General features: G+C 72.2%; 19 protein-coding genes. 7 read left to right on the top strand and 12 right to left on the bottom strand.

Features of this window, described 5'->3' with window-relative positions:
* The first annotated feature begins 98 nt into the window (after window positions 1-98).
* Complete coding sequence (locus ACQPZZ_RS07495) at window positions 99-1,412, top strand: UDP-glucose dehydrogenase family protein (protein ID WP_432930155.1); 1,314 nt, start codon at window positions 99-101, stop codon at window positions 1,410-1,412.
* A gap of 31 nt (window positions 1,413-1,443) precedes the next feature.
* Here the strand turns inward: ACQPZZ_RS07495 and purE are convergent, their stop codons facing one another.
* From purE to ACQPZZ_RS07480, 3 genes are read right to left on the bottom strand one after another with little or no spacing between them, the layout of a single operon-like run.
* Window positions 1,444-1,959, bottom strand: a complete 516-nt coding sequence (gene purE / locus ACQPZZ_RS07490) for a 5-(carboxyamino)imidazole ribonucleotide mutase (RefSeq protein WP_363639687.1) — start codon at window positions 1,957-1,959, stop codon at window positions 1,444-1,446.
* A complete protein-coding gene (locus tag ACQPZZ_RS07485; protein WP_432930152.1) occupies window positions 1,952-3,118 on the bottom strand; it encodes a 5-(carboxyamino)imidazole ribonucleotide synthase in 1,167 nt (388 codons plus the stop codon). The genes purE and ACQPZZ_RS07485 overlap by 8 nt, the downstream gene beginning before the upstream one ends.
* 36 nt (window positions 3,119-3,154) lie before the next feature.
* Window positions 3,155-4,177, bottom strand: a complete 1,023-nt coding sequence (locus ACQPZZ_RS07480) for a hypothetical protein (RefSeq protein WP_432930150.1) — start codon at window positions 4,175-4,177, stop codon at window positions 3,155-3,157.
* A 242-nt stretch (window positions 4,178-4,419) separates the two neighbouring features.
* Here ACQPZZ_RS07480 and ACQPZZ_RS07475 point away from each other — a divergent pair, with 242 nt between their 5' ends.
* Window positions 4,420-4,926 carry a GtrA family protein gene (locus tag ACQPZZ_RS07475; RefSeq protein WP_363639681.1) on the top strand — a complete coding sequence of 169 codons (507 nt, stop codon included), beginning with the start codon at window positions 4,420-4,422 and terminating at the stop codon, window positions 4,924-4,926.
* An 11-nt stretch (window positions 4,927-4,937) separates the two neighbouring features.
* Here the strand turns inward: ACQPZZ_RS07475 and ACQPZZ_RS07470 are convergent, their stop codons facing one another.
* From ACQPZZ_RS07470 to ACQPZZ_RS07435, 8 genes are all read right to left on the bottom strand, one after another.
* Entirely contained in the window at window positions 4,938-6,206 is a 1,269-nt protein-coding gene (locus tag ACQPZZ_RS07470) for an ATP-binding protein (protein WP_363639679.1), read from the bottom strand.
* A gap of 35 nt (window positions 6,207-6,241) precedes the next feature.
* Window positions 6,242-6,910 (bottom strand): response regulator transcription factor, encoded by a 669-nt coding sequence (locus ACQPZZ_RS07465; protein WP_030451323.1) that lies wholly within the window; start codon window positions 6,908-6,910, stop codon window positions 6,242-6,244.
* A 270-nt stretch (window positions 6,911-7,180) separates the two neighbouring features.
* Complete coding sequence (bfr, locus tag ACQPZZ_RS07460; protein WP_363639677.1) at window positions 7,181-7,663, bottom strand: bacterioferritin; 483 nt, start codon at window positions 7,661-7,663, stop codon at window positions 7,181-7,183.
* Window positions 7,664-7,676: 13 nt separating this feature from the next.
* Entirely contained in the window at window positions 7,677-7,856 is a 180-nt protein-coding gene (locus tag ACQPZZ_RS07455) for a (2Fe-2S)-binding protein (RefSeq protein ID WP_030509437.1), read from the bottom strand.
* A gap of 143 nt (window positions 7,857-7,999) precedes the next feature.
* A complete protein-coding gene (locus ACQPZZ_RS07450; protein ID WP_432930146.1) occupies window positions 8,000-9,085 on the bottom strand; it encodes an S-(hydroxymethyl)mycothiol dehydrogenase in 1,086 nt (361 codons plus the stop codon).
* A 10-nt stretch (window positions 9,086-9,095) separates the two neighbouring features.
* A complete protein-coding gene (locus tag ACQPZZ_RS07445) occupies window positions 9,096-10,097 on the bottom strand; it encodes an adenylate/guanylate cyclase domain-containing protein (RefSeq protein ID WP_432930144.1) in 1,002 nt (333 codons plus the stop codon).
* 75 nt (window positions 10,098-10,172) lie between these two features.
* Window positions 10,173-10,685, bottom strand: coding sequence for a PH domain-containing protein (locus ACQPZZ_RS07440; protein ID WP_432930142.1), 513 nt, complete (start codon window positions 10,683-10,685; stop codon window positions 10,173-10,175).
* A 139-nt stretch (window positions 10,686-10,824) separates the two neighbouring features.
* On the bottom strand, window positions 10,825-11,670 hold the full coding sequence (locus ACQPZZ_RS07435; protein WP_432930139.1) for a biotin--[acetyl-CoA-carboxylase] ligase: 846 nt from the start codon (window positions 11,668-11,670) through the stop codon (window positions 10,825-10,827).
* A gap of 108 nt (window positions 11,671-11,778) precedes the next feature.
* Between ACQPZZ_RS07435 and ACQPZZ_RS07430 the strand changes: the two genes are divergently transcribed.
* Entirely contained in the window at window positions 11,779-12,387 is a 609-nt protein-coding gene (locus ACQPZZ_RS07430; RefSeq protein ID WP_432930137.1) for a DUF2975 domain-containing protein, read from the top strand.
* Window positions 12,387-12,596 carry a helix-turn-helix domain-containing protein gene (locus ACQPZZ_RS07425; RefSeq protein ID WP_432930135.1) on the top strand — a complete coding sequence of 70 codons (210 nt, stop codon included), beginning with the start codon at window positions 12,387-12,389 and terminating at the stop codon, window positions 12,594-12,596. The genes ACQPZZ_RS07430 and ACQPZZ_RS07425 overlap by 1 nt, the downstream gene beginning before the upstream one ends.
* A 16-nt stretch (window positions 12,597-12,612) precedes the next feature.
* On the opposite strand, the gene ACQPZZ_RS07420 is transcribed toward ACQPZZ_RS07425, so the two are convergent.
* Complete coding sequence (locus tag ACQPZZ_RS07420; protein WP_432930133.1) at window positions 12,613-13,815, bottom strand: glycosyltransferase family 9 protein; 1,203 nt, start codon at window positions 13,813-13,815, stop codon at window positions 12,613-12,615.
* 246 nt (window positions 13,816-14,061) lie between these two features.
* On the opposite strand from ACQPZZ_RS07420, the gene ACQPZZ_RS07415 reads away from it, so the two are divergent.
* The 3 genes from ACQPZZ_RS07415 to fdhD all read left to right on the top strand — a co-directional run bounded on the left by ACQPZZ_RS07415 (window position 14,062) and on the right by fdhD (window position 17,361).
* Window positions 14,062-15,267: a glycosyltransferase family 4 protein gene (locus ACQPZZ_RS07415; protein WP_432930131.1), complete on the top strand. Its 1,206-nt coding sequence runs from the start codon at window positions 14,062-14,064 to the stop codon at window positions 15,265-15,267.
* Window positions 15,260-16,399, top strand: coding sequence for a glycosyltransferase family 9 protein (locus ACQPZZ_RS07410; protein WP_432930129.1), 1,140 nt, complete (start codon window positions 15,260-15,262; stop codon window positions 16,397-16,399). Before ACQPZZ_RS07415 ends, ACQPZZ_RS07410 begins: the two co-directional genes overlap by 8 nt.
* Window positions 16,400-16,461: 62 nt before the next feature.
* A complete protein-coding gene (gene fdhD, locus ACQPZZ_RS07405) occupies window positions 16,462-17,361 on the top strand; it encodes a formate dehydrogenase accessory sulfurtransferase FdhD (protein ID WP_432930127.1) in 900 nt (299 codons plus the stop codon).
* The last annotated feature ends 14 nt before the right edge of the window (window positions 17,362-17,375 follow it).

The following is a 17,375-nucleotide window of genomic DNA, read 5'->3' as shown; positions in this document are numbered from 1 at the left end:
GGGGGCCAGGGTGCCGGTTTGCCCAGGTGGTTCACTGGGCAGTTGGTTGGGCCGGTACCATGCCAGATCACAAAGAGTCGGTAAGAGGGGAGCATGCCGTGCCGTACCGCCTCACCGTGCTGGGGACCGGATATCTGGGTGCTACGCACGCGGCGTGCATGGCCGAACTGGGCTTCGAAGTGCTCGGTCTGGACGTGGACCAAGGCAAGATCGAGCAGCTACGGCGCGGCGAGCTGCCGATCCACGAGCCCGGTCTGCAGGAGCTCCTCCGCCGCAACCTCGACTCGGGCAGGCTGCGCTTCACCACCTCCTACGAGGAGGCGGCGAAGTTCGGCGACGTCCACTTCATCTGTGTGGGCACCCCCCAGAAGAAGGGCGGGTACGCCGCCGACGTCTCCTACCTCGACGCGGTCGTCGACTCCCTGGCTCCCCACCTCGACCGCGAGTGCCTGGTCGTGGGCAAGTCCACGGTGCCGGTCGGCACCGCCGAGCGCCTCGCCGACAAGCTCGTACGGCTCTCGCCCGCCGGCATGCAGGTCGAGCTGGCCTGGAACCCCGAGTTCCTGCGTGAGGGCTTCGCGGTGCAGGACACGCTCCGGCCCGACCGGATCGTGCTGGGGGTCGTCTCGGAGCGGGCCGAGAAGGTGCTGCGGGACGTCTACGCGCCCCTGGGCGAGGTCCCGATCGTGGTGACCGACTTTCCCACCGCCGAGCTGGTGAAGTCGGCCGCGAACGCGTTCCTGGCCACGAAGATCTCCTTCATCAACGCCATGGCCGAGGTCTGCGAGGCCGCCGGCGGCGATGTCACCCAGCTGGCACAGGCACTGTCGTACGACGAGAGAATCGGCGGCAGGTACCTCAACCCCGGCCTCGGCTTCGGCGGCGGCTGCCTGCCGAAGGACATCAGGGCGTTCACGGCCAGGGCCGACGAGCTGGGCGCCGACCGGGCGCTCGCCTTCCTGCGCGAGGTCGACGAGATCAACCTGCGGCGCCGCACCCGGACCGCCGACCTCGCCCGCGACCTGCTGGGCGGGGCGTTCGACGGCCGTAGGGTCGCGGTGCTGGGAGCGGCGTTCAAACCCAACTCCGACGACATCCGCGACTCGCCGGCGCTCGACGTGGCGGTGAAGATCGCCGAGCAGGGCGGGCAGGTCACGGTCTACGACCCGGTCGCCCTGCCCAACGCGCGGGCGGCCCACCCCCACCTCGGGTACGCCGAGTCGGCCCTGGAGGCCGCCCGCGAGGCCGACGTGGTGCTGCTGCTCACCGAGTGGCAGGAGTTCGTCCTCCTCGACCCCGAGGAGCTGGGAGCGGCCGTCGCGACGCGCACGATCGTCGACGGCCGCAACGCGCTCGACCCGGAGACCTGGCGGGACGCCGGCTGGGACTACCACGCCCTCGGCCGCCCCTGATCGGGGGCCGAGTCCCTCCTGGCCTGCCGGCCTACTGACCGAGCTGGGCCGCTTCGGCGCGCAGCCGCTCGCCCTTGGCGTGCGCCTGGTCGCGCAGGGCGGCCTGGAACTCCTCCATCCGCCGCCGCAGCCTCTCGTCCGACGCGGCCAGGATCCGTACGGCGAGCAGTCCCGCGTTGCGGGCCCCGCCGACGGCGACGGTCGCCACGGGTACGCCGGCCGGCATCTGGACGATCGACAGCAGCGAGTCCATGCCGTCCAGATACTTGAGCGGCACCGGGACCCCGATCACGGGCAGCGGCGTGACCGAGGCCAGCATGCCCGGCAGGTGGGCGGCGCCGCCGGCCCCTGCGATGATCACCTTCAGGCCGCGCCCGGCGGCGCGGGAGCCGTAGTCGATCATTTCGGCGGGCATGCGGTGCGCCGACACCACGTCGGCCTCGAAGGACACGCCGAACTCCGCGACCGCCTCGGCGGCCTGGCGCATCACCGGCCAGTCCGAGTCGCTCCCCATGACGATTCCGACATCAGGCCCGGCGTCAGGCATCCACAGGTCCTCTCAGGCAGGTGACGGCGTGGTGAGCGCGGGCCCGCACCTCGTCGAGGTCGGTCCCGAGGGCGGTGACGTGCCCGATCTTCCGGCCGGGCCGGACGTCCTTGCCGTAGAAGTGAATCTTGATGCCCGGGTCGTTGGCCATCACGTGCTCATACCGGGAGTACACGTCGGGGTCGGGACCACCCAGCAGGTTGGCCATGACGACGACCGGCGCGGTCATCGACGGCGACCCGAGCGGCAGGTCGAGCACGGCCCGCAGGTGCTGCTCGAACTGCGAGGTGCGGGCGCCCTCGATCGTCCAGTGGCCGCTGTTGTGCGGGCGCATGGCCAGTTCGTTGACCACGAGCCCGGTCTTCGTGACGAACATCTCGACCGCGAGGAGCCCGGTCACGCCGAGGTCGCGCGCGATCGTGAGCGCGACCCGCTGGGCGTGCGCCGTCTCCTCCTCGCTCAGGCCCGGCGCGGGCGCGATGACCTCGACGCAGATGCCGTCCTTCTGCACGGTCTCCACGACCGGGTAGCTGACGCCCTGGCCGTGCGGGGACCGGGCGACCAGCACGGCGACCTCCCGCTCGAACGGGACGAACGCCTCGGCCAGCAGGTCCACGCCGGTGGCGAGAACCTCACGTGCCTCGTCGGGGGACGAGCAGACCCACACGCCCCGGCCGTCGTAGCCGCCGCGCACCGCCTTCAGCACCACCGGCCAGCCGTGCTCCTCGGCGAACGCCTCGACGCCGGCCAGGTCGCCGACCCTGGCCCAGGCCGGGCAGGGCGCGCCGATCGCGGTGAGCCGCTCGCGCATCACCGCCTTGTCCTGCGCGTGGACGAGCGCGTCGGCCCCGGGGTGTACGGCGTATCCGTCCGCGGCCAGAGCCCGGATGTGCTCGGTCGGCACGTGCTCGTGGTCGAAGGTGAGGGCGTCGCACCCCTTGGCGAACTCCCGCAGGGCGGCGAGGTCGCGGTAGTCGCCGAGGTGGGTGTCCACGATGACCTTGGCGGCGCTCTCGTCACGGGCGCCGGCGAGCACGCGAAGGTCGACGCCGAGCGCGATCGCGGCCTGCTGCGTCATCCTCGCGAGCTGGCCCGCGCCGACCATGCCCACAACTGGGGCGGTCACGGGCTTGGAGGGGGGAACGTTCGGGCTGTTCACGGCACGTAAGCCTACCCAGTCGCGCCGCAAACCCCGTCAGCCGGAGCCCCCGTCGGCGCCCTCGCCGATGTCCGCGAGGACCCGCCGCAGACCCACGGTCGTCATCGTGTTGTCCTCGGACACCTCGGTGGCCAGCATCAGGACCTCGCTGCCGGTGACGGTCGCGGATGTGCCGCCGGTGAACGCGCGTACGTCGGCGGCCCGATACCGGGGATGGGCGAGGGAGGAACGGCCCGAGCCCGGCCTCTGGCTGAAGACGACGCGCAGCGCGTGGAACACCAGCGACCCCCCGCGGGGCAGCGCGAGCGCGCGGGCCGGTCCCTCGATACGCACGTCCGTGGACAGGTGATCGGGGCGGGCCCTGCCGGGGGCGCCGACCAGTTCCGTGAGAAGGCCGCGCATGGGGTCGCCGGAGGCGAAGCGCACCCCGCTGACCCCTTTTCCGTTCACCCCCGCGGGATCGGTCAGGAACGCCACGTGCCGGGTGGGCGCGAGCCGCGCCCCGACGGCCGCGCCCGGATCGGCCGCGGCGTCGGTCACCTCGCCCTCCACGCCGTCCATCGCCGGGGGCGCCTTGCCCACGACCGGGATCGGCCCGGCGCCGAGCCGCCACCGGCCGTCCGCCCGTACGAAGACGAAGTAGGCGGGCCTGGGCTTTCCGGCCAGCACAGCGAACCAGGCGCCGTCATCGCCGTCCTGCCGGGCGGGCAGCAGAAACTCCGGATCACCCCATCCGCGAAGGCCCCTCGCGGATTGAAATCTTCCGTGAGATCCGATGGTCCGGGGGCCGGAAGAACCGGGCGCGGCCGCGCACACGCGGCGGCCCACGGTGCTCTCGACCCCCGTCGTGAGCTGCCCGACCTTGGCGCAGTCCTCGTCCTTCCAGGCGTCGGCGAGGTCGCTCAGGCTGTCGAAGGCCGCCTGGGCGTCGGCCATCGTGATCTCGGTCGTCTCCGGGGACGTGGCGCCGGGATCGGCCGGGATCCCGCGTACGCCCTCGGTCCCACACCCCGCGAGCAGGACGAGGCCGAGACCGAGGGTCGTGAGTCTCCGCAACACGTTGAAAGGCCACCCCTCCAGAGCAGGCCCCCCCGAAGCGAAGTGATCCTGGTCGGGCGAGAGCGTAGTGCGAAGAGCGCCCAGCCATCCCGCATAGCAGGATTTTTCTTGAAATGTTCTTTGGTGACCTGCGGCGAAGCGGGTCAGGGTTGCGGCAAGACCCCGATTTGTGCTTGCTACCGGTAGCCTGAGAAGACCTCGCCGCCGACCATGGCCGCTGAACAGGAAGGACCGTGCGGGACGTGCAACTTCTACGAAGCGCCTACGAGCGGTTCGCCGCGCTCATCCACGAGTTGCTCAAGTTCGGCACGATCGGCGCGATCGCGTTCGTCATCGACTACGGCGGCGCCAACCTGCTGACGTTCGGCGTCGGCCTGGGCCCGATCATCTCGAAGGTCATCTCCACCGTCGTCGCCGCGACGTTCGCCTACGCGGGCAACCGCTTCTGGACCTACCGCCACCGTCAGCAGAGCGGCCTGGCACGCGAGTACGTCCTGTTCTTCCTGCTGAACGGCATCGGCCTGCTGCCCTCACTGATCGCCATCGGGTTCAGGACCTACACCCTGGGCCTGCACGACACGCTGAGCTACAACGTCGCCCAGCTCGTCGGCCTGGTGATCGGCACGCTGTTCCGCCTCTGGTCGTACAAGAAGTGGGTGTTCCTGGCGACTCCCGAACTGGCCGAGGAGGCCGGCGCGCGGCCCCACCCCGAGGTGAAGGCACAGGCCGACCCCCTCGCCACCCGCTGAACGGCACCCCGTCAGGCGGGGCCGCTCACCACGCGGTGACGGTCGTTGTCGCGGGTGTGGCGTAAGAAGATCGCGAAGGTCGCCGGGCACCGCTTGACCAGCTCCAGCCGCCCGCCGTCGGCCGCCACCAGGGCGCGGGCGAGGGTGAGCCCCAGGCCCGTGCCGCCCCCTCCGCTGACGCTCCGCTCGAAAACCCGGTGGCCGAGGGCCTCCGGAATGCCCGGCCCCTCGTCGGCCACCTCGATCACCACAGACCTGCCCGTACTCGATGTGTTGATCGTCAGCACGCCGTCGCCGTGCTTGAGGGAGTTCTCCAGCAGGGTGGACAGCACCTGGCTGAGCCCGCCGGTCGTGCCGAAGGCGCGCAGGCCGCGGTCGCCCGCCAGCACCAGCGACCGGTGAGCGCGCCGGAACGCGGGCTCCCACTCGACGATCTGCTGCCCCAGCACGTCGTCCACGTCGATCGGCTCCGCCTGGGCGTGCCGCTGCCTGCGGGCTGCGGCCAGCAGTTCGTCGATCACCGCCGTCAGCCGCTCGACCTGCACGATCGCCGCCTCGCCCTCCTCGCGGACCACCTCGGGCTCGTCGGCCGCCGCGACGATCTCCTCCAGGCGCATGCTCAGCCCGGTCAGCGGCGTACGCAGCTGGTGGGATGCGTCGGTCGCGAACTCTCGCTCCCGGGCGAGCAGGTCGGAGATCCGCAGCGCGCTGCGGTCGAGGACCTCGGCCACGAGATCCAGCTCCGGGATGCCGTAGCGGTGCCTGCTCGGCCTGGCGTCGCCCGAGCCCAGCCGCTCCGCGATCCTGGTGAGATCTTGGAGCGGCAGGCTCAGGCGACGCGAGGTGACGGTGGCCAGTCCGATCGCGGCTCCGAGTGCCACGACCGCGAGCGCGATTATGAGCACCAGCCGCGCCTGGGTGTCCTGGTGGATCTGAGCCGAGTCGCGGCTGACGCGTACGTAACCGTTCTCGGAGCGCGCCTCCTCGGTCAGGTCGCGGCCCGCCGGCGGAGGCGAGCCCACGACGATCGGCGGATTCCCGCGGACGAACACCTGGAGATACCGGTCCGGGTAGTTCCGCGCGAGCTGGTCCGGACTGATCTCCTGGCCCTGGCTGACGGAGTACTCCACTCCGAGCAGCAGGCGGTTCGCGTCCGTCCTGAGCTCCTGGGCGACCTCGTCGTTGATCAAGCGCACGACGACCACGCCCAGGGGCACGCCTAACAGCAGGACCGCGATGACCGCGACGAGCAGCATGGAGGAAAGCAGGCGCCGGCGCACGTGCTAGCCCCTCCCCCGCAACCGCCCCACGACGGTTACTCGCGCTCGAATCGGAAGCCGACTCCTCGGACTGTCGTGATGTAGCGCGGCTTGGCCGCGTCGTCGCCGAGCTTTCGGCGCAGCCACGAGATGTGCATGTCCAGTGTCTTCGTCGACCCCCACCAGTTCGTGTCCCACACCTCGCGCATGATCTGCTCGCGGGTGACGACCTTGCCCGCGTCACGTACGAGCACGCGCAGCAGGTCGAATTCCTTGGTGGTCAGGTGCAGTTCCTTGTCTCCCATCCAGGCCCGGCGGGAGTCGGCGTCGATGCGGACGCCTTGCACCACCGGGGTCTCCGATGTGCCGCGCCTGAGCAGGGCCCGCACGCGGGCGAGCAGTTCTGCCAGGCGGAACGGCTTGGTCACGTAGTCGTCGGCCCCGGCGTCGAGGCCGACGACGGTGTCGACTTCGTCGACGCGGGCGGTGAGGATCAGGACCGGAGTCCCGTGTCCCTCCGCGCGAATGCGGCGAGCGACCTCCAGCCCGTCCATCTCTGGAAGGCCGAGGTCGAGAACAATCAGGTCGACGCCCCCCGACAAGGCCCTCTCCAGGGCCTGCGGGCCATCGGGGCTCACCTCCACCTGATAGCCCTCCCGGCGCAGGGCGCGCGCCAGTGGCTCGGAAATCGAGGTGTCATCCTCGGCGAGAAGTACGCAGGTCATGGTGCGATCGTAGGACCTTGTGCGATCGTTTCCCGGCTACAGCGCGCCTTTTGACTTGTCGTTGACTCATCAATTGACCTGGGCAAACACTGATAAATCCGGGATAGTCAGCACGCAAGCGACGCGATCTTCTACCCTATTTTCGACCATTCAGAACATCGTTACAGGAAAGCGGATGAGGGTATAAAAAACGCCCGCCGAAACGATGACGGCGGGCGTTGTCCATCTGAATTCGCGTGAGCCTTCCCACGAGCGCGGGAAGCGACGGCCTCAGGAGGACGACGGCGGCTCCGCGTACCGCTGGAGGTAGAGCTGCTCGCCCAGGCTGTCCAGAAGGCCCAGCTCGGTCTCCAGGTAGTCGACGTGGTGCTCCTCGTCGGCCAGGATGCGCTCGAAGAGCGTGGCCGAGGTGATGTCTCCCCGCTCCCGCATGAGGGCGATCCCCGGGCGCAGCCGCTTGATCACGCCCAGCTCCAGCTCCAGGTCGGCCTGAAGCTGCTCTTTGACGGTCTGGCCGATGTGCAGGGTGTTGAGCTTCTGATAGTTCGGCAGACCTTCGAGGAACAGAATCCGGTCGGTGAGTTCCTCCGCGTGCCGCATCTCGTCGATCGACTCCGCCCGCGTGATGGCGGCGAGCTTCGTATACCCCCAGTTCTCCTGCAGCTTCGCGTGCAGGAAGTACTGGTTGATGGCGGTCAACTCGGAGGTGAGCTGCTCGTTGAGCAGCGCGATGATCTCTTTGTCGCCCTGCATAAGCTTCCTCGATCTATGCGCTGGTGACCAGGTCCTCTGACCGTTTCAGGATCGCACAGATCTTTCGGACGCAGGACGCGCAGTCCCCCCCTGCACCGGTGACGTCCCGCACCTGGCGAGCCGTCCTCGCCCCGTCGGCGATGCAGTCGTGCACCTCGCTCTCGGTGACGGCGCGGCAGATGCAGACGTACATGGGTCGCCTCTCAGGGATCTTCTGGAAGGTAAGGCATACCTAACATAACCCACTTTGGTAAGGCTTGCCTACGTGACCCGGGACACAAAAGGGGGCGGCGCCGCTCCGCGCGGCACCGCCCCCTCCCCGGGCTTCCCGGCAGGTCAGAGCACGACGACCGACCGCAGCACCTCCCCGCGGTGCATCTTGCCGAACGCCTCCTCGACCTGGTCGAGGCCGATGGTCTCGGAGACGAACCCGTCGAGGTCGAGCCTGCCCTGCAGGTAGAGGTCGATCAGCATGGGGAAGTCACGGCTGGGCAGGCAGTCGCCGTACCAGGAGGACTTGAGCGCGCCGCCGCGGCCGAAGACGTCGAGCAGCGGCAGTTCGAGCTGCATCTCCGGGGTCGGCACGCCGACGAGCACGACGGTCCCGGCCAGGTCGCGGGCGTAGAAGGCCTGCTTGTACGTCTCCGGACGGCCCACCGCCTCGATCACGACGTCCGCGCCGAACCCGCCGGTGAGGTCGCGGATGGCCTCCACGGGGTCGGCCTCGCGCGAGTTGACCGTGTGGGTGGCGCCGAAGCCGCGGGCCCACTCGAGCTTGCGGTCGTCCACGTCGACCGCGACGATCGTCCGGGCTCCGGCGAGGTGCGCGCCCACGATGGCCGCGTTGCCCACGCCGCCGCAGCCGATCACCGCGACCGTGTCGCCCCGGGTCACGCCGCCGGTGTTGATCGCGGCCCCGAGACCGGCCATCACGCCGCAGCCGAGCAGGCCGGCGACGGCCGGCTTGGCCGCGGGGTTGACCTTCGTGCACTGCCCGGCCGCCACGAGGGTCTTCTCCAGGAAGGCCCCGATGCCGAGCGCCGGGCTGAGCGCGGTGCCGTCGGCCAGGGTCATCTTCTGCGCGGCGTTGTGGGTGTTGAAGCAGTACCACGGACGGCCACGCAGGCAGGCGCGGCACTGCCCGCACACCGCGCGCCAGTTGAGGATCACGTAGTCGCCCGGCTCGACCTCGGTCACGCCCTCGCCGACCGCCTCGACGACGCCCGCGGCCTCGTGCCCCAGCAGGAACGGGAAGTCGTCGTTGATGCCGCCCTCCCGATAGTGGAGGTCGGTGTGGCAGACGCCGCAGGCCTGCACGTTGACGACCGCCTCGCCGGGCCCGGGGTCCGGCACGACGACCGTCTCCAGCGTCACCGCCTCTCCCTTGCCGCGCGCCACCACGCCCTGGACTTCGTACGGCATGTCCCGCACCTCACCTTTCTCGGCTGGATCTCCTCAGAACATACGGCTCCACCACGCCGAGCCCCCTGGCGGGGCGGCGGCGGAGTTTGACCAGGTCGACGCCGGGCGCCTCGGCGAGGCCCGCGGCCAGCTCGCTGTCGGCGAGGATCGTGCCCGGCCGGGCGATGGCCGTCAGCCGCGCCGCCAGGTTGACCGTCGTGCCGAACACGTCGCCCATCGCCGGCAGCACCGGCCCGTACGCGAGCCCCACCCGCACGTCGGGCCCCTCGGCGTCCCGCTTGAGCTCGTCGAGCAGGTCGAGCGCGATGAGGGCCGCGGTCCTCGGGTCGGCCGCGGTGAAGAGCACCTCGTCGCCGAGCGTCTTGACCAGCCGCCCGTCATGGGCGGCGATCACGTCGGAGGCCCGCGACTCGAACCCCTCGACCAGGTCGGCCAGCGCCAGTTCGTCCAGCTCCCGGGACACGCGGGTGAAGGCGACGAGGTCGGCGAACCCGACCGCGAGCCTCGGCCGGGTCGGCGCGACGTCCTCGCCGGGCTCGGCGAGGGAGACCAGCCGGCTCGCGGTCGCGGCGAGCTGGGAGCGCCAGACGTGCACGAGCGTCTGCTCGAAGTCCGGCAGCAGGCGGCTGACCGTGTCCATCACCTGCCGCAGCGTGTCCTCTCCCGCCCGCGCCCCGGGCTCGATCAGCGCGTCGACCATGATCTCGGCCTGCCACTGGGCGAGCCGCGCGGTCGTACGGCCGAGGGCCCTCGCCATGCGGATGACGGTCCGCTCGTCGAGCATCTCCGCGTCGAGCAGGTCGCGGATGCGGTGCAGGGCCGCCAGGTCGGCCGCGGTGAACGCCACGGCGTCGTCGGCGAACGTGGCGAAACCGAGGGCCCGCCAGATCCTCGCCGCCAGGTCCTGCGGGATGCCCGCCGCCTCGGCCACCTGCCGTCGCGTGTAGGCCGGTGGCGGCCCCAGGAACAGCTGCCGCATATCGTCGGCGCCGGGGCGCCCGCCTGTGTCCACGTCCCCCTCCCCGTGTCCTGCTTCCTCGTCGTGTCCGGGCCCGCTCGGCCGGACGGCCCAGGGGCCACGTCGCGCTCAGTCTCCGTCGATGTTCCCGTCTGCGGCGTCCTCCACCAGCCGGAACAGCTCGTGCCGTACGCGCTGGATCTGGGGGATGTCCTGGTAGTCGATGTCGCCCTTCTCGGAGGCCGACTCGACCCGCAGCGTGCCGCATCCCAGAACGCGTTCCATGAGCCGCTGGTCGGAGCTCACGCTGCTCACCTTGGCCAGCGGGATGTCGTCCTCCGACTTGTTGAGGACTCCGGTGCTGATGGCGAAGCGGTGCGAGGTCAGCGTGTAGGAGGTCGTCGCCCAGCGCAGGTACGGGATGATCGTCCACAGGACCAGGGCCACGAAGGCGACCACGGCCACCGCGCCGCGGGCGTACCCCGCGTACTCGTAGTCGCCGGGAATGAAGATGAAGGCCGCGACGGCGGCGGCCAGCACGACGATGAGGGCGAGGACCGGCAGGACCAGCCGCTTCCAGTGCGGATGGAACGATAGAACGATCCGCTCGCCGTCAGCCAGATATTGATCGGGGAGACCCATGGCGCAAATCGTGACACGATCGCCGGTCGATTGCATGCGGTGGGAGTGTCCGGCGGATGCCGCCGTCGCGAGCGCCGGTCCAGGTGGCGCCGCCGGGGCCACGCGCGGCAGGGCGTGATCTGCCGGACACGACCGTGGATCAGCGAGGCGGGCCCGGCTCCGGGGACGGCCCCCGGCGGACGTGGACCACGTCGCCCGCACTGAGCGCGTGTTCTCCGTCCCCGGCGCGCACGAGCAGGTGACCGGACGCGTCGACGCCGGTCGCCAGACCGGTCAGCACCCGCTCGCCTGGCAGGTCGATCCTGACCTCCTGGCCGATCGTGGACGACCACGCGAGGTAGGCGGCGCGCAGGCCCGCGGCGTCCGCGTCGCCGCCGGCGGCCGTCCACTCCCGGTAGTGCGACTCGACCTCCCGCAGGATGGCGCGCAGCAGCGGGTCGCGGTCGACGCAGGCGGCGTCCTCGATCACGAGGGATGTGGCCCGTTCCACGGGCAGTTCCTCCGGCCGCAGCGAGACGTTGAGCCCCATGCCGACGACCACCGCGCGGTCCACCCGCTCGGCCAGGATCCCGGCGAGCTTGCGCTCCCCCACCATGAGGTCGTTGGGCCACTTGAGCCGCACGTCGACCTCCGCGATCCGGCGTACGGCCGAAGCGGCGGCGAGGCCGACCAGCAGCGCCAGCCAGCCCTGCCGGGCGAGCGGCACCTCCGGCCGCAGCAGCATCGAGAACGTCAGCCCCGAGCGTGACGGCGCGGTCCAGGGCCGCCCGAGCCGGCCGCGGCCCGCGGACTGCGACTCCGCGACCAGCACGGCGCCCTCGGCCGGGCTCTCGCGCACGGTCCTGGCCAGGTCGGCGTTGGTCGAACCGGTCCGCTCGACGACGCGTACGGACGACCACAGCGAGCCGGGGCGCACCAGAGCCCTGGTCAGCGCGGCCTCGGACAGCGGGGGCCGATCGAGATCGGTGTACGGCGAGTCGGGCACCCACCCAGGCTATCGGCCCCGGGGCCGCCCCCGCCGCGCAGGATCGGGCAGCACCGTGGACGAAGCGAGCAGTGGACATAACGAGAATCGTTAACTACGATTATCGTTATGTCGATTCGGTGGCTCACCCGCTTAGAAGTCCTACTGACCATCGGTCTCGTGCTGGGCCTCCTGGCCGCCGTGACGGCGTTCGCCTCCACCGTCGTGATGGCTGTCGGCTTCACACCGAACGGGATGGGCATTCCCCTGCGCGCGTTCGGCGCGCCCGCGCCTTCCGTCGACCTGGCGGCCGACGCGACGATCAGCAGCGCGACGGTCGAGGTGGTGGTGCGCCCCGACGCCCCCAGCCCCCTCGCCGCGGGTCTCTACCTGCTGCTCTGGGCCCCCGCGACCGTCACCGGCCTGCTCGCGCTCCTGACCCTCGTCCGCGCGATCCGCCGTGCCAGATCTGGCGACAGGGCGCTGTTCTCCGGCATCACCGTCACCCTGCTCCGCAGGCTCGGCTGGATTCTCATCCTGGGCTCGCTCGCCTCGGCGCTGCTGAGCATGTTCGCGGAAGCGATGCTCGCCTCGATCCTGCTGGGGGCGAATGCCCAGCTCCACCTTCCGTCGAGTGCTCTGCTCGGGACGGTCGTGGCGGGTGTCGTGGCCCTGAGCGTCTCGGAGATCGTGAGACGGGGCCTGGTCCTGCTGGAAGAAGTCGAGGCGACGGTCTGATGGCCGAACCGGCTATCCGTGTGCGTCTCGACGAACTGCTCAACGAGCGGGGCATGACCCTGACAGAGCTGTCCCAGCGGGTCGAGATCGCGGTCGTGAATCTGTCGATCCTGAAGAACGGACACGCCAAAGCCATCCGCTTCTCCACACTGACGCGTCTGTGCGACGCCCTCGGCTGTCAGCCCGGGGACATCCTGCGTTACGAGTGAAGGCCACCGAAGGCGCTCACCCGTCTCGGTGCGCGTCCCGCGTGCCCGCAGGGGTCCGCCACCAGGGGCCGCCGCGCTCGTCGGCCAGGCGCAGCGCCTCGGCGGCGACCTGCTCCGGCGGGATGTCGAGGCAGCCGAGGGCGAAGGGGCAGGCGAACTGACGGCAGGGCGAGCACGCGGTCGGCACGGTGAGGATCGACGCCGGGCCGAACCGCGGCCGATACTGCTCCACCTGCTCGGTGCCGGAGAACAGCACGACCACGGGCGTGCCGGCCGCGCTGGCCAGGTGTGCCCCGCCGCTGTTGTTGCACACGACCACGTCGACGGCGGCGATGAGCGCCGCCAGGACCGGCACGTCGAACCGGCCCGGCAGCATCACCGCTCCGGGCACGCCGTCGCCGGTGGCCTCGACGAGCGGCGTCTCCCTGGCCGTGCCCGCCACGACGACCCGCAGCCCGGCGGCCGTGAGCAGCCCGGCCACCCGGGCGAACCGGTCGGCCGGATACCGCCGCGCGGAGCAGGAGGCCCCTGGGAGGAGCAACACGCACTGCCGCCTGCGGCCGTCCCCACGACCGTCTCCGTGGCCGTCCCCATGGCCGTCCCCATGGCCGCCCGCTGCGGGCCGGCCGCCCGCGACGACGCCGAGCAGGCGGCGGGCCGTACGGGCCGCCTCGGCGGGCACGCGCACGCGCAGCCTGCCCTCGACCGGAGGGACGCCCGCCCGTTCGAGCATGTACAGCGCGCGGTCCACCTGGTGGGTCTCGTCCGGCGGCGAGGGCACCCAGTGGGTCAGCCCCGCCCCGCCGAACTCCTTGGACATGCCGACCCGTACGGGCACCCCGGCGAGCCGGCAGAGGTACGCGGCCGGCCAGGGCGCCTGGGAGAACGAGGTCAGGATCACCGCCGCCTCGTAACCGCCCCACCGGATCCGCTCGACGAGGTCCAGGTCGTCGGTGACCGGGACGTCCTCCCCGCCCGTCTTCTGCCACGAGACCGAGGCGGTGAGCACGCCGTCCACCTCGGGGAGCAGCGCGGCCGCGGCGGCGCCCGCGGGGGCGGCCAGCAGGTCCAGCCGGGCGCGGGGGGCGGCCCGCCGCAGCGCCCGCAGCGCCGGCCCCGCCATCACGACGTCGCCGAGGTTGTCCGGGCGGATCACGAGCACGCGGGCGAGGCTCCGCCACGGGACCGGCGTGCCTGCGAGCGCCGCGGGATGTTCCATCTCCTGCGCGTACCCCTCGAAAACGGGACACAAAGCCTCATAAACGCATGGTTTGCCCCGTAAGTCCCTCGGGCACCCTCCCCGCGCGACGGCGCGGCCGGTCCCGCTGCGAACACCTCTTCTGCGGCACCGGGGAGGGGGCCAGAGCACGGCGGGTGCCGTGGACGCCGGAGGCGTGCCGGCACCGGCCCGGCAGGCCGGTCGCCGTAACCGTTAGCCGGGGGAAGCCGGGGTGGGGAGGCGGACGTGACGGAGAGGGGCCGGATTCGCGTGGCCATGGTCCACGGTCCCGGGCCCGCCGACCGCGACGGCGTCGGCGACTACGTCGAACGGCTCGTCGGCGCGCTCGGCGACGCCGGAGTCGAGGCGGTGCGCGTGCCCGTGGGATCGCCGGGATCCCGCTCCCCCTGGCACTGGCTGCCGGCCACACTCGACGCGGCCCGGCGGGTGCGGCGGCTGCGCCCGGACGTCGTTCACGTGCAGTTCGCCCCTTCGGCCTACCGGTTCTCCGGGATGCCAGGACTGCTGCCGTCTCTGCTGCCGCCCGGGGCGCCGCTGGTGACGACCCTGCACGAGTACGGCTGGTGGGCGGCCCCCGGATGGGTCCCCGACCCCGTCTGGCGCCCCCTCGAACGCGCACGCCTGTGGGACCGGGAGACCGGGCGGCTGGTGCCCGCGAGCGCCCTCGTGGTCGTGACCAACGCCTCCCACGCCCGGCAGGTGAGGCGGCGCGTGGGGACCGCCGCCGTGGAGGTGCCGCTGGCACCGAACGTCGTCGATCACGGCGGCGCGGGGCAGGCGCGCGTGCGGGTGCGGGACCGGCTCGGCATGCGCCGGGACGACCCGCTGCTCGCCTTCTTCGGATTCGTGCACCCCGTGAAAGGAGTGCGGCAGCTCATCGAGGCCCTGCCCACGCTGTGCGCGGCCCGCCCCGGCCTGCGCCTGCTGGTCGTGGGCGGCTTCACCTCCCAGGCGCTGCCGGAGGCCGAGGCCCTGGCCTTCCGCGCCGAACTGGAGGCGCTGGCCGCGCGACACGGCGTCGCGGACGCGGTGACCTTCACCGGGCACCTGCCCGCCGCGCGGGTGTCGGAGCTCCTGCACGCGGCGGACGCGGGCGTCCTGCCCTTCACCGCCGGGGTGACGACCAAGAGCGGCGCGCTGCTCACGATGCTGGCGCACGGACTGCCGACCGCGGTCACCGTGCCGGACGAACCCGACCCCGCCCTCCCGCTCGGGGAGACCGTCGCCGTGATCCGGGCCCGCCGCGACGCCGCCGCCATCGTGGACGCCGTCGGGCCGCTGCTCGACGACCCCGGGGCGCGGCGGCGCATGCGCCGCACGGCCCGGCGGCTCGCCGCCCGCCACTCCTGGTCGCGGGTCGCCGCCGCCCACCGGGCGCTGTACGAGACCCTGGCCGGCCCGCGCCGCCCGCTCGGCGGCCGGAATGCGTGAGCCGTACCGGGAGATCCTGGTCGTCGACCTGCTCGGCGGAATCGGCGACCTGGTGATGCTGCTGCCCGTCGTGCACGGCCTGGCACTGCGCAATCCGGGCGCGTCACTGCGCGTGCTCACGCACGAGCCCGGCGCCGCCCTCCTGCGCGGCGACCCCGCCGTCACGCGCGTGCTCACCCCCCGTCACGACGGCGCGGGCGCGGAGCGGGAGGCCGTGGCCGACGCCCTGGCCGCCCGGCGCCCGGACCTCGCGGTCACCACCACCCGCTACGACGGCATCCCGGATCTCCTCGCCGCCTCGGGCGCCCGATGCGTCACCGACCTGTGGCGCCGCCCGCCGCCCGACGAGCCGGTCGGCGAACGCTACCTGCGGATACTGCTCGCCGAGGGGCTGCTGCGGCCCGAGGACGTCCGTGCCCGTCCGGCCGTGCGCCTGACGTCCGCAGAGATCGCGGAGGGCGAGACGACACTCGCACGCCACCTCCCGGCAGGCACTCCGCCACTCATCCCGGCAGGCACGGCGCGGCCCCCGATCGTGCTGATCACGGATGCGGGCATGGACGTGAAGCGGTGGCCCTCCGAGCGCTGGTGCCGACTCGCCGCGCTGCTGGCCCGGCGCGGCCATCCCCTGCTCACACCCGACGCGCCGCCCAAGCGCGGCGCGGTGCGGGCGATATTCGGCCCGGAAGTGGCCGTGCTGCCGCGGTGCGGGCTGCGCGGGCTCGCCGCGTGCTTCGCCGCGGTGGCGCGTCGCGGCGGCGTGGTCGTGGGCGGCGACACCGGGCCGCTGCGGCTGGCCGCAGCGGCCGGGGCGGCCACCGTGGGGCTGTTCGGGCCCACCTGGGCCGCCCGGTACGGCATCGCGGACTCCCCCGGCCCCCGGGATGACCTCCCGGACGGCATGGAGGCCGTCGACCTCCAGGGGCTGGCGTCCTGCCCGCACCGGCGGCCCACGGCCATCACCGAGCAGCCGTGCTGGTGGACGGCCGGCTGCCCGCTGTCCCCGGACGGCCCCGCCTGCATGGCCGACATTTCGGTGGCGTCCGTCGCCCGCGCCGTGACACGTCTGTGCGCCGTCTCCCCCTCACACCCCCCGGCTCCTGCCTCACCCCACCCGGCGCGCGACGGCTGAGACGCGGCGTGGCAGGCTGCGTACCGGAAAGAACGGCAGCCACGCCCTGGAGGAGACGGCACATGGAACGGGACGGCGCGGCGCGGCCCTCGGCTCGGCTGGGGCCCGTCACGCGCGCACGCGTCCGGAGGGTGTCCGGATCGTCCGTACGCGACCGGCGTGACGACCTCGCCACGGAGGAGCCGCTGGAGATCCGGCTCCTGGCAGGGGGCGAGAGCCGTACGGTGGCGATCACGATGCGGACCCCGGGCGCGGACTTTGAGCTCGCGGCGGGCTTCCTGCACGGCGAGGGCATCGCGGGCCCCGGCGACATCGCCGCCATCGGCTACTGCACCGACGAGGATCTGGACCCCGAGGCGCGCTACAACACCGTGACCGTGCGGCTCACCGCCCCCCGGCTGCCCGACCTCGGCGCGCTGGCGCGCAACTTCCTTACGTCGAGCGCGTGCGGCGTCTGCGGCACGGCGAGCCTCGACGCCCTGCGCGACCGCTGCGCCGTGCCGGCCGTGCGCCCGCCGGTCGGCGTGTCCGCCACGACCCTGTACAGCCTGCCGGACCGGCTGCGGGAGGCCCAGGGCGTGTTCGGCAGGACGGGCGGGCTGCACGCCGCCGGGCTGTTCACCCCCGACGGCACGCCCGTGGCCGTGCGGGAGGACGTGGGACGGCACAACGCCGTGGACAAGCTGGTGGGCTGGGCGCTGCTCGGCGGCCGGACCCCTCTCGACCGGCATGTCCTGCTGGTCAGCGGCCGGGTCAGCTACGAGATCATGCAGAAGGCCGCGAGCGCCGGGATCCAGATCGTCTGCGCCGTGTCGGCGCCCTCCTCGCTCGCCGTCGATCTGGCGCGGGAGTTCGGCGTCACGCTCGTGGGATTCCTGCGCGAGGAGCGCTTCAACATCTACGCCTGCCCGGAGCGGATTGAGGTCGGGCGGATCGACGTCGGGCAGGCCGGCACCGCCTGACCGCACCGCCTGAC

Origin of the sequence: Microbispora sp. CA-135349 (assembly GCF_050947365.1) — a bacterium.
Lineage (GTDB): Bacteria > Actinomycetota > Actinomycetes > Streptosporangiales > Streptosporangiaceae > Microbispora.
The sequence above is the reverse complement of the archived record's forward strand: the minus strand, read 5'-3'. Positions and strand labels throughout refer to the sequence as shown.

Bases quoted from the DNA above. Each gene is read 5' to 3' on its own strand.
- purE (WP_363639687.1), bottom strand. From the start codon at position 1,959: ATGCCTGACGCCGGGCCTGATGTCGGAATCGTCATGGGGAGCGACTCG.
- ACQPZZ_RS07440 (WP_432930142.1), bottom strand. From the start codon at position 10,685: ATGGGTCTCCCCGATCAATATCTGGCTGACGGCGAGCGGATCGTTCTA.
- ACQPZZ_RS07410 (WP_432930129.1), top strand. From the start codon at position 15,260: ATGCGTGAGCCGTACCGGGAGATCCTGGTCGTCGACCTGCTCGGCGGA.
- ACQPZZ_RS07425 (WP_432930135.1), top strand. From the start codon at position 12,387: ATGGCCGAACCGGCTATCCGTGTGCGTCTCGACGAACTGCTCAACGAG.
- ACQPZZ_RS07450 (WP_432930146.1), bottom strand. From the start codon at position 9,085: ATGCCGTACGAAGTCCAGGGCGTGGTGGCGCGCGGCAAGGGAGAGGCG.
- bfr (WP_363639677.1), bottom strand. From the start codon at position 7,663: ATGCAGGGCGACAAAGAGATCATCGCGCTGCTCAACGAGCAGCTCACC.
- fdhD (WP_432930127.1), top strand. From the start codon at position 16,462: ATGGAACGGGACGGCGCGGCGCGGCCCTCGGCTCGGCTGGGGCCCGTC.
- ACQPZZ_RS07420 (WP_432930133.1), bottom strand. From the start codon at position 13,815: ATGGAACATCCCGCGGCGCTCGCAGGCACGCCGGTCCCGTGGCGGAGC.
- ACQPZZ_RS07455 (WP_030509437.1), bottom strand. From the start codon at position 7,856: ATGTACGTCTGCATCTGCCGCGCCGTCACCGAGAGCGAGGTGCACGAC.
- ACQPZZ_RS07465 (WP_030451323.1), bottom strand. From the start codon at position 6,910: ATGACCTGCGTACTTCTCGCCGAGGATGACACCTCGATTTCCGAGCCA.
- ACQPZZ_RS07430 (WP_432930137.1), top strand. From the start codon at position 11,779: ATGTCGATTCGGTGGCTCACCCGCTTAGAAGTCCTACTGACCATCGGT.